The organism is Candidatus Leptovillus gracilis (assembly GCA_016716065.1).
Classification (GTDB): Bacteria; Chloroflexota; Anaerolineae; order Promineifilales; family Promineifilaceae; genus Leptovillus; species Leptovillus gracilis.
This window is the reverse complement of the sequence record JADJXA010000007.1, coordinates 286726-298194: the sequence shown is the minus strand read 5'-3', so window position 1 is coordinate 298194 and position 11469 is coordinate 286726. Positions and strand designations below refer to the sequence as shown.

General features: G+C 56.3%; 4 protein-coding genes and 4 pseudogenes. 5 read left to right on the top strand and 3 right to left on the bottom strand.

Annotated features, from left to right (window positions below; genetic code table 11):
- Positions 1 to 83: 83 nt before the first annotated feature.
- Positions 84 to 575 carry a nuclear transport factor 2 family protein gene (locus IPM39_19080; protein MBK8988137.1) on the bottom strand — a complete coding sequence of 164 codons (492 nt, stop codon included), beginning with the start codon at positions 573 to 575 and terminating at the stop codon, positions 84 to 86.
- Positions 576 to 735: 160 nt separating this feature from the next.
- Between IPM39_19080 and IPM39_19075 the strand changes: the two are divergent.
- The 5 genes and pseudogenes from IPM39_19075 to IPM39_19055 all read left to right on the top strand — a co-directional run bounded on the left by IPM39_19075 (position 736) and on the right by IPM39_19055 (position 8337).
- Positions 736 to 3338 (top strand): annotated as a pseudogene (locus IPM39_19075) (U32 family peptidase).
- Positions 3339 to 3466: 128 nt separating this feature from the next.
- A pseudogene (locus tag IPM39_19070) lies at positions 3467 to 3763 on the top strand (cation:proton antiporter).
- A 61-nt stretch (positions 3764 to 3824) separates the two neighbouring features.
- Positions 3825 to 5179 (top strand): annotated as a pseudogene (locus IPM39_19065) (transposase).
- A gap of 162 nt (positions 5180 to 5341) precedes the next feature.
- Positions 5342 to 7009 (top strand): annotated as a pseudogene (locus IPM39_19060) (cation:proton antiporter).
- Between the two features lie 95 nt (positions 7010 to 7104).
- Complete coding sequence (locus IPM39_19055; protein MBK8988136.1) at positions 7105 to 8337, top strand: TIGR03862 family flavoprotein; 1233 nt, start codon at positions 7105 to 7107, stop codon at positions 8335 to 8337.
- On the opposite strand, the gene IPM39_19050 is transcribed toward IPM39_19055, so the two are convergent.
- Complete coding sequence (locus tag IPM39_19050) at positions 8328 to 9848, bottom strand: CHAT domain-containing protein (protein ID MBK8988135.1); 1521 nt, start codon at positions 9846 to 9848, stop codon at positions 8328 to 8330. The genes IPM39_19055 and IPM39_19050 overlap by 10 nt on opposite strands.
- Positions 9849 to 9872: 24 nt before the next feature.
- Positions 9873 to 11462 carry a response regulator gene (locus IPM39_19045; GenBank protein MBK8988134.1) on the bottom strand — a complete coding sequence of 530 codons (1590 nt, stop codon included), beginning with the start codon at positions 11460 to 11462 and terminating at the stop codon, positions 9873 to 9875.
- Positions 11463 to 11469 lie beyond the last annotated feature (7 nt).

Sequence of the window (11469 nt, the reverse complement as noted above, 5' to 3'; positions counted from 1 at the left end):
CGGTCGGGAGTGAGCATGGGAACTCCTGTTTCGTAAGCCGTATTCCGTATTCCGTCAACGGCCTACGGTTGACGGTTGACGGTTCACGGTTCAAGACCATATTCCGGGTGTTGGGCGATGAATTTTTGCAGGCTGGAGGCGGCCGTTGCCCTCACTTTCTTCTGTACCATCGGGGTCCAGCCGAGGAGCAGGCCGGTGGGACCGAGGGCCATGCGGGTCCAGCGCCAGAGGCTAAAATGGTCGTGGTGTTGGCTGATGAGGTCGTCCTGAAATTGGAAGGCGGCGGTAATGATGTTGTGGACGCGACGGCCGGTGGAGAAGGTGTAGGTGGCTTGCCAGTTGGCTTGCCCGGAACGGCCGTTCACCTGGACACCATCAAACGTCACTTGCAGGTCCTGGCCGCGTTCGCAGAGCATATGCCACATGGCTTTGGCCTGACGGCCGTGCAAATCGGCAAAAACGGGGTCGGTGAAGTGGATGTTGGGATGGTAACAGGCGTTCATGGCCGCGTGGTCGCGGCGTTGGAAGGCGGTGTAGAAGGTTTCGATCAGGTGGGTCGTGGTCGGTTCGGTCATCAAGTCTCCATGAAGCTAGAGGCAGCGCCAGAGTGGCAGTGGGTTGATGATGGGTGTGGCAGACATTATAGCAGGAAATGGGGGAAGTGGGGCAGACTCAACTGCGCAAAGGGGTTAACGGCCGTTCCCCTTACCCCCCTCTTTCCTGTAGAATAGTTCCATGACCATTCACAAACCCGAAATCATGAGTCCGGCCGGGTACTGGCCCCAACTCCACGCCGCCATCGAAGCCGGGGCCGACGCCGTCTACTTCGGCCTTCACCACTTCACCGCCCGCGCCAAAGTCGGCTTCACCCTCAGCGAACTACCCGATGTCATGCGCACCCTCCACCAGCGCGGCGTCAAAGGCTACGTCACCTTCAACACCCTCGTCTTCGACCACGAACTCAACGAAGCCGTCCATGCCCTGGCCGACATCGCCGCCGCCGGCGCGGACAGCATCATCGTGCAGGACGTGGCGGTGGCCCAACTGGCGCGGCAAATTGCCCCCGACCTGGCCATCCACGGCAGCACCCAAATGAGCCTGACCAGCGCCGAAGGCATCAACCTGGCGCAGCAGTTGGGCGTCAGTCGGGTGGTGCTGGCCCGCGAATTGTCGCTGGACGATATTCGCGCCATCCGCGCCGCCACCACCTGCGAACTGGAGATGTTTGTGCATGGCGCGTTGTGTGTCTCTTACTCCGGGCAGTGCTTCTCGTCCGAGGCGTGGGGCGGGCGCAGCGCCAATCGCGGCCAGTGCGCCCAGGCGTGCCGTTTGCCTTACCAGATGATTGTGGATGATCGGCTGCGGCCGTTACACGACGCCCGCTATCTTCTCTCCCCCGGCGACCTTTACGCCCTGCACCAGATGCCCGACATCGTGGGGCTGGGCGTGGCGGCGCTGAAAATCGAAGGGCGCTACAAAGACGCCGATTACGTCGCCCTGACCACCCGCGCCTACCGGCAGGCGGTGGACGAAGCGTGGGCCGGCCGCGACCTGACCATCACCCCGGCCGAGGAGTTGCAGCTTCAGCAGGTGTATTCGCGCGGGTTTGGTCCTCATTTTGTGACCGGGACGAACCATCAGGCGGTGGTGAACGGCCGTTCCCCCAATCATCGCGGCGTCAAAGTCGGCGTCGTCAGCCACGTCGGGCGCGATCACGTCCTCATCCAGCCCGAAGCAGCGGCCAGCGCCGCACCGCTCAAACCGGGCGACGGCCTGGTCTTCGACGCCGCCAACTGGCGCAGTCCGGCCGAACCGGAAGAAGGCGGCCGCGTCTATCAGGTGACGCCGGTGGAGAGAGATAAGAATTTTAACCGCGGAGGGCGCGGAGAGCGCGGAGGTAAGAAGAGAGAAACCTCCGCGCCCTCCGCCTCTCCGTGGTTAAATCCTCTGCTCGAACTGCGCTTTGGCAATGGGCAGATTGATTTTGGCCGCATTCGGGCGGGCGATTGGGTGTGGCGCACCCACGACCCCAACCTGGACAAAGCGGCGAAACCGTACACGCAGGCCAGCCAGCCGGTTTACCAACGGCCGTTAACCATCCATCTCACCGCCCACGAAAGCCAGCCGCTGCACATGGTCGTCGCCCTGGCCGAACAGCCCCACATCACGGCCGCCGTGCAATCGCCCGACCCCCTGCCTGCCGCCCGCAACCAATCCCTCACCGCCGACTTCGCCCGCGAGCAGTTGGGACGATTGGGCAACACGCCTTACTATCTGGCTGATTTGACGCTGGATTTGAACGGCCGTCCCTTCGCCCCCGCCTCCCTGCTCAACACCCTGCGCCGCGACGCCATCGCCCACCTCCAAACCCAACAATCCGCCCCACCCGCCATCACCCTAAACGACCCCACGGCCGTTCTTACCGCCCAACTTCACCATTCACAATTCCCCATTCACAATTCACCATTCTCCCCTCTCTCCACCTCCTCGTCCGCACCCCCGAACAGTTGGAAGCGGCCATCGCTTTGCGCCCGGCCAGCATCACCCTGGACTACCTCGACTTATACGGCCTGCGTCCGGCCGTCGAGCGCGTGCAAGCTGCCGGACTCATCGCCCGCGTCGCCAGCCCGCGCATCCTCAAGCCCAAAGAGCAGCGCATCGTCAACTTCCTGCTGCGGCTCAACTGCCCCATCCTGGTGCGCTCCACCGGTTTGCTGCACGCCCTGCAAGGCCAGACCGAGCAGCCGCTCAGCGGCGATTTCAGCCTGAACGCCGCCAATGCCATCGCGGCGCGCACCTTCTTTGACCTGGGTCTGGACCGATTGGCCCCCACCCACGACCTGAACGCCGCCCAAATCACCACCCTGGCGCAGGCCATCGGCGCGGCGCGGCTGGAAGTGATCGCCTATCACCATCTGCCCGTTTTCCACACCGAACACTGCGTCTTCTGCCGCTTCCTCTCCGACGGCACAAGCTACAAAGATTGCGGCCACCCGTGCGAAAAGCACAAAGTAGAACTGCGCGACGTTCACGGCCGTTCCCATCCGGTGATGGCCGACGTAGGCTGCCGCAACACGGTGTTTGGCGCGGAAGCACAAACGGCCGTGGCCCACCTGCCCGCCTGGCAAGACGCGGGCGTCGTCCATTACCGGCTGGAATTTGTGCATGAAACGGCCGTGCAGGTAACACAAATCGCCGCAGCGTTCCGGTTGGCGCTGGATGGCAAGATGGGTGATGGGGAATTGAACGGCCGTTTGCGCCAGATCGCCCCGCAAGGAACCACCGAAGGCAGCCTGTTTGTGCCCGACGACTACCTGACCCTGCCCGTGTTACAATAGACGCTGAACAAAACGATGCTGATTGGTACGGCCGTTCGGCCAGAAACAAGCGCCAAATCCTCTGCGCAAGCCGCATAAAACAAACCAGCGTCAATCTACCGACGCCTGATAACAGGGGGTAAAACCATATGGGAATTGCAGCCGACATCGCCATCATTGTGGTGGCCGGACTCATTGGCGGCATCATCGCCCAGCAGTTGCGGCAGCCGCTCATTCTGGGTTACATCCTGGCCGGCATCATAGTTGGCCCATCCACCGGCGGCATTAGCGTCAGCGATGTCCACGACATCGAGCTGCTGGCCGAAATTGGCGTCGCCCTACTGCTGTTTGCTCTGGGGCTGGAGTTTTCCCTCAAAGAACTGCGCCCCGTCCGGGCCATCGCCCTCATTGGCGCGCCGCTGCAAATGCTGCTCACCATTTTGCTAGCAGCTTGTCGGAGAAGATACGTTTCTCCGAACAAAAATGATTTCGGTGTAAACTTTGGGTATGGCAAGAAAATTCAGAACTGCTGATTACGAAAAGACCCTGGACCTGCAAATCACCTTGCGCGATGTCCTGCCACCCGACCATTTGGCTCGCTTCATTGTCGCTGTCGTCGCCCAACTTGATTTGGGGATCATGTATAGAAAGTATAGTGAGCAGGGTGCGCCACCATACGCCCCGGAAGTGATGTTGGGATTGCTGTTCTACAGCTATGCCAGCGGCGTATTCAGTTCGCGCAAGATTGAACGCGCCACCCATGAGGTGATTCCCTTTCGTTTCATTACCGGTGACATGCACCCCGACCATGGCACGATTGCGGCTTTCCGCCAGCAATTTCTGGCTGAACTGAAAGAGTTGTTTGTCCAGATACTGTTGATTGCCCAGGCGATGGGCTATTTGCAATTGGGTAACGTCAGTCTGGATGGCAGCAAAATCCATGCCGATGCGTCCAAGAGCAAAGCGGTCAGTTACCAGCGGCTGTTGGCTATCGAAGCCTATCTGCAAGCCGAAGTCGAGGAGTTGTTCCTTTGGCTGAAGTTGCCGATGGAGGACAACTGCCCGAAGAGATGAACATTCCCGATGAGATTGCCCGACGCCAGCAGCAATTGGCGCGGCTGGCCGAAAGCCAAGAAGGTGCTGGAGGAACGCGCCCAGGCCCGGTATGAAGCCGAGCAAGCCGAATACGAGGCCAAGATGCAAGCCCGGGCCGAAAAGACCGACCCACAGGGAAAAAAGCCGCCGGGCAAACCACCGCAGCCACCCACTCCAGGACCCAGAGATAAAGACCAGTACAACTTCACCGACCCCGAATCGCGCATCATGAAAAACGCCACCAACAGCGGCTTTGACCAACATTATAACGTCCAGGTAGTGGTTGACCATGACAGTCGTCTGGTAGTGGGCAATTGGTTGTGTGACCATACCAACGATAAACAGGCCGCCCTGCCAACTCCGACACCGTACCACCAGTCGTGGGTCAGCCGAAAAAGGTCAATTTGGACACCGGCTATTTCAGCGAAAACAACATCGCCAGCTTGGAAGCGCGGCATTGGCCCCTACATCGCCACCGGTCGCAGCCCACACCATCAGGGTTGGCGTGCCTTTCCTGGACAATCCCAACCCGCCACCCAATGATGCTTCCGTCAAAGAGCAAATGGCTTACAAACTGCAGACCACCCTCGGCAAAGCCACCTACCGTTTGCGCAAATCGACGGTTGAACCGGTTATCGGTATCATCAAGGGAAACCTTGGGTTTCCGTCAGTTTTCTCTGCGAGGCCTGGTTGCTGCCGGTGGCGAATGGACATTGGTTTGTCTGGCTTACAACTTGAAACGATTGCATACCTTGCAGGTTGGTTGATGGGGCGTTATTGCCCCCTGCCTGATGCCGAAAACGGGCTGTAAAACCGTGCAAAATTCATGGTAATGAGGCCAATATGAGTTGCAAACTGCTTGTCTTGATGCTTTGAAATCGTTATTTGTCTATCATCGGGCCTTCAGAAGATATTTTTCCGACAGCCTGCTAGGCTTTGGCATTGGCCGGGCATTGGGCTGGGATTGGCGCAGCGCCCTCTGGCTGGGCAGCCTCATCGCCCTCTCCAGCACCATGGTGACGCTCAAAACCCTCATGGCTCAGGGGCGCATGGGCACACTTTCCAGCCGCGTGATGATCGGCATGTTGATCGTGCAAGATTTGGCCGTCGTGCCCCTGATGATAGTGCTGCCCCAACTCAACGACCTGGACGCCGGGCTGCCCATTTTGGGTTGGGCCATTTTTAAGGCAATCTTATTCCTGGCGTTGATGGTGGTCATCGGCACACGGATTATTCCCCGGCTGTTGGCGCTGGTGGCTGCCTGGAACTCCCGCGAACTATTTTTGCTGGCGATCACCGCCATTGGCCTGGGCGTGGGCTACGCCACTTATCTGTTTGGGCTGTCTTTCGCCTTCGGCGCGTTTGTCGCCGGCATGGTCCTCAGCGAATCCGATTACGGCCATCAGGCGCTGAGTGACATCATTCCCCTGCGCGACCTGTTTGGCCTGCTCTTTTTTGTCTCGGTGGGGATGCTGCTGGACCCGGCCTTTTTCCTGGCGAATTGGGGACTGGTGTTGGGTATTGTCTTGATCGTCATGTTGGGCAAAGCGAGCATCTTTGCTACGATTAGCGTATCGTTTGGGTATCGCAATGTGGTACCGCTGGCGGTGGGGTTGGGACTGTTTCAGGTGGGCGAATTCTCCTTTGTGCTGGCGCGGGTAGGGCTGAACAGCAACTCCATCAACCAGGACCTGTACGCTCTCGTCCTGACGGTAGCCATCATCACCATGATCCTGACGCCTTTTGTGTCTGGGCTGACGACGCCGCTCTATGCCTTGCGGCAGCGCTGGTGGCGGCGAGAACCGATCCAGACCATTAATCTGCCGGAGGCGGGCTTGCACGACCATGTGATTTTGGCCGGGGGTGGGCGGGTTGGTTTTCACGTGGCCGAGGTTTTAAAGCGTTTGGGGCGGACTTTTGTGGTGATCGAACTGGATGCGCGGCGGATGGAGCAGGTGCGTATGGCCGGTTTCCCGGTGATTTATGGCGACGCCAGCCAGCACATTGTGCTGGAAGCAGCGCAAACGGCGCAGGCATCGTTGGTGCTGATAACAACTCCGGCGCTGATCGTGACCCAATCCATCGTGGACGTGGTGCGCCAGTTAAACCAGGATGTTCACATTGTGGCCCGCGCAGAAGGCATTGAGCAGATGCAAGTTCTGCATCAGCATGGGGTGTATGAAGTGGTGCAGCCAGAGTTTGAAGCCGGCCTGGAGATGACGCGCCAGGCGTTGATCCATCTGCAAATCCCCCCGGCCGACATTCAACGCTACACCGACAGCATCCGCCACGAGCTGTACGCCCCACTCTACCTGGCCCACGACGACTACCACACCATCGCCCTGCTGCGCAACGCCGCCCGCCTGCTGGAACTGAATTGGGTCAAGCTGGCCGATCAGAGTCCGTTGGTGGGCAAGACCATCGAAGAGCTGCGCATTCGCAGTGAAACGGGCGCTTCGGTGGTGGGGGTCATCCATGATGGCGTTTTGCAGCCCAATCCGCAAGCCGACTACCGCTTTGCCGTCGGCAACATGGTAGCGGTGATGGGCGACCCGGCGCAGCTTGCCGCCTTCCAAGCCCTGGCGGATGTGGCCTAAGATGGTGACGCAGATTTTTTCTTCAGTCTGTGAAATCGGCGCAATCTGCGCAATCATTGATAACCCTTTTCGGTTATGACCTGTCCAGGTTACGTATGGAAAATGTGTTTATTGCCATTATTGGTGGTGGGCCGGCCGGGCTGATGGCCGCCGAGGTGATCAGCGCAGCGGGCGTGCCTGTGCAGGTGTACGACGCGATGCCGACGGTGGGGCGCAAGTTTTTGCTGGCGGGCAAGGGGGGATTGAACCTGACCCATTCTGAACCGTTGGCGCAGTTTGTGGGGCGGTATGGCGACTGCCGTTCCCACATCGAACCCCTGCTGCAACAATTCGGCCCGCAAGAGGTGCGCGCCTGGGCGCAAGGGTTGGGTGTGGAAACCTTCGTCGGCACGTCGGGGCGCGTGTTCCCGGCGGAGATGAAGGCTGCGCCGCTGCTGCGCGCCTGGGTGCGCCGCCTGCGCGCCAACGGCGTGGTGTTCCACGTGCGCCATCGTTGGTTGGGCTGGACGGAGGATGGGCGGCTGCGATTGGCGACGGTGGCGGGGGAAACGGCCGTGTCCCCCCAGGCAACCGTGCTGGCGTTAGGCGGCGGCAGTTGGCCGCAATTGGGTTCCGATGGGGCGTGGGTCCCGCTGCTGCAAGCGCAGGGCGTTGGCGTCGCACCCCTCAAACCGGCCAACTGCGGCTTCGACGTGGGCTGGAGCGAACACTTTCGGCAGAAATTTGCTGGAGAACCGATGAAGACGGTGGTTTTGCGCCTGGCCGACTTTGCCCGCCAGGGCGAATTTGTCATCACGGAAACGGGGGTGGAGGGCAGCCTGATTTACGCGGTGTCGGCGCTGCTGCGGGAGGAGGTGGCGGCGAACGGCCGTGCCACCTTCCATCTGGATTTGCTGCCGGACAAAACCGAAGCGCAGATTCGGGAGGCGCTGGTGAAGCCGCGCGGGTCGCGTTCGTTATCCAGCCATTTGCAAAGCCGGTTGGGGTTGAAGGGGGTGAAGGTGGGGCTGCTGCGGGAGGTTGTGCCGACGGCCGTTTTTGCTGACCCGGCTCAGTTGGCGGGGGTGATGAAGGGGGTGGCGGTGACGGTGGAGGGTGTACGGCCGTTGGCCGAGGCGATTAGCAGTGCGGGTGGGGTTCGGTTTGAGGCGCTGGATGAGCGCCTGATGCTGCGCGCCCGGCCCGGCGTTTTCTGCGCCGGGGAGATGCTCGATTGGGAAGCGCCGACGGGCGGGTATTTGCTGACGGCTTGTTTGGCGAGTGGGAGAGTGGCGGGGGAAGGGGCATTGGAGTGGGTGGAGAAAGACAAACAGAAATATCACACTTGATGGATAAGTATGGGCGACAACCAGGTCAAATCATTTCGATTGATTGCCGCCAATTCCCGACGAGCCTTCCAAAGCGCTACATCAGGTCGTCCATCATTTAACAATTCGCGGTAAAAAGCCAGGGCCATTTTAGGCGCGCCCGCGTCGGTAACAGGCCAACGATACCCCAAAACTGTGGGAACGCCAGCACGCACGATGGCATCTGCCACACCCAAAAAGTCATCGTCCAGCAAATCCTTCTTGTCTCCACTGGCCGCGCCCCAACAACAGCTAAGATAAAACAGTCGCACCCGAGACTCGCTCAATAAATGGAATTCTGAAGCCCGCATCTGCTGAACTTCGCCTGTTTTACCTGCATCGCTCCAAAAACTGAGGGTGCTTTCTTCTGGCGATTCGCTATTGTAAGATCCATGTCCGGCATAATGGATAACGTCGTAATCTGGATTTTTCAGTTTCTCTCGAACAAATTCAATAGTTGCTTTTTCCGTTGGAATAACTTCCAAATCCACAGCGAACTGCTTCTGAGTCAAAAAAAAGCGCTCTAATTTAGCCACTTCAAGATCGACTCCGGGAATATGAGGATTAGGCGTATTTGAGGCGATAAGTAAGATCTTCAGATTTGAGCTTTGTTTAAAAAACTCTCGATCAAATGGCGCTTGATTGGATTCCGTACCATTGACAAATCTTGCTAGCGGGTGTAAGAGAACCAGGTATTCTTCAGATTCAGAAGAAAACATAAATTCGATGGGTAAACGTATGAACTCTCTTGGCCCCTCGAATAACAAGCTCAATATCTTGCTTTTTGCTCTGGCCGTGAGGTAAGTATTTTGAATTTCCGAATGCGCCGAGAATAGTTCTCGCCATAAATTCGATCCGATATCTTTGACATTGAATCTTAAGTCTTTGGGGATATAACGCGCGCTATCCACTCGCTTTTGATATTGGGCAACGGGCACATCTGCCACACTTAAGGTTCGTCTTGCGGCAACATGAGCGCCTTGCGAGCGAACAAATGCTATTTGATTTGGTGCAATTGATACAGATAATCGAGAAAATTTCAACTTGGCTGTAATTGAGGAATCATCTTCTGTCTGGCCTGAAATAGTCGTCGGTTTTTGTTTCCTTTCTTGAAGAATATTTTTAGCGTTGGTAATAGCGCTAATAATCTTTTTATCCCATCCAAGTGTTTTTTCAAGAAGAATAGCATCGGTTACATAACGGACGATTCGAAGATAAGGCTCACTTAAAGGGTAGCCGGACATCAGAAAAATCAATGTCTCAGGGGACATCGAACGTAAAACAGCAGCCAGACCTAAGCCGCTAATGTCGTCGGTATCTTCTCCGTGTAAGCGGATGTCAATCAGGGCGAAATCAAATTTCTCATTGGCAAAGGCTTCAATTGCTTCTTTCTCTGAATAGACGCCTTCAACTTGATAACCTTCGTCTCTTAATAAGCCAGAAAGGGTGTGCAACACATCCTTCTCGTTATCTACAATCAAAACCTTGTCCATGTTGCCCCCAATAAGACGTCTATTTCAGGAAAGTAAATTGGCTAAGCGACTGGCGACAAATGAGGAAGCAATTAAGGCAAAATCTCTCTGAGTAGATGGTAAATTCAGTATGGTCAACAATTTCAGCAAGTTGAACAACAAGGAAATCAGATACTCGGACTCTGACAAAGAGACGGCATCCCCAAATGCTAAACGACGAATTGTCAAAATTGCTGTGTGCGCCTTCCAGATGTCTTGTTTTGTCCGCAGTTCACCTGATAGGGGCACGGCCGTTAAACTGCCCGCTTTAAACAAAAGCTCATACCAGGGATAAAGCGCCTGCCAATCCTCAGCCTCAAGAATTGACACCAGCAAGTACGCTTCAAACAAAGCATAATCCTGAGCAATAGGACCTCGCGTTGTGCTGGCAAAATCAATCAGCCAGGTTTCCTGACGGTGATCGATCAACACATTATATCCCTGTAAATCTCCATGTATGATGCCGTATAGCGTGGACTGTTCAAAAGAATGGGTTCTAACAAAAGAAACAGGATTATGTAGTTGAATATCTTCGCCCAACCACAAGTGTTCATCGTTTTCCAGGCGGAAAGGATGCCGTTTGCCCGTCATGTGTTTGAGCGACTGTTCCAGTTTCTGGTCGGACGACCATAAATGGTGAAAGTAAACAGCTCTTAAATCGGTCAGTTCAACCGAAATAATTTCATCCCGCTGCCAGGGTCGGCATGTCGTCAAATACAAGTTCCGAATAACAGTTCGAATAGCTTCAACATTTGCCTGATAGAAAAACGCGGGGAAACTCTGGACAAACCCCAATCCAGCAAACGTATACAGGATGCCTGTTAATGAACGAGTGTGAGTTGTTTCTATTCTGATAGGTACACGATGTCCACCCACTTTGCCCAAAACATACTCTTGGTAGCGATTCACCTCTTCATCCGCTATGCCGCGTTCACCAATCTTGACAATTAATGCCTCTCCCTGAATGCGATCTTTGTACCAGGGAACGACTTTGAAAACGGCCGCCGCGCTGTACCCTTGTTGTGGCGAATCAATTACAATGCGCTCGCACGTAAAAAACAGCTTACGCAGCAATTCGTCAATTTCCTCAGCAAGGAACTCGATCTCAGGTTTAGATTTCCCTTGAAAACGAAGACGTCTGGCTAACGCGAGAATGATTTCTCCGTTATCTTCGATCACCAATGTCCGATTGACGCGCACAGACTGAGAGAATGCCTGTTTAACAATTTCGGGCATTAGCGTGATTTCTGTTTTTTCTAAGAAGCTGAACGCGGGGGATTTGCCAGATTTGCCGGGCCGCAAAGCCTCTTGCACCATATGAACTTCGGCATACCCGGTCAATATAATGGGGGAGATGGTTGGGTCGAATTGCCGAATGTAGTGCATTAGACGCAGACCCGCTTCATTGTCTACATCGCTCTCGTCTAGCCGAATGTCCAGCACGGCCACATGAAAACGAACACGGTTGAGCAGGTCAACGGCTTCTTCGTATGTAGCAGCGCCGTGTACTTCATACCCTTCATCGGCGAGCAACCCCACAACTGTGTTGCGTACATCGGGGATATCATCTACAACCAGGATACGGCCGTTGCTCATGTTGCTT

What these genes read in the sequence shown, in the direction of transcription:
- IPM39_19080 (MBK8988137.1), bottom strand. Translation starts at nt 575, where the DNA reads ATGACCGAACCGACCACGACCCACCTGATCGAAACCTTCTACACCGCC.
- IPM39_19055 (MBK8988136.1), top strand. Translation starts at nt 7,105, where the DNA reads ATGGAAAATGTGTTTATTGCCATTATTGGTGGTGGGCCGGCCGGGCTG.
- IPM39_19050 (MBK8988135.1), bottom strand. Translation starts at nt 9,848, where the DNA reads ATGGACAAGGTTTTGATTGTAGATAACGAGAAGGATGTGTTGCACACC.
- IPM39_19045 (MBK8988134.1), bottom strand. Translation starts at nt 11,462, where the DNA reads ATGAGCAACGGCCGTATCCTGGTTGTAGATGATATCCCCGATGTACGC.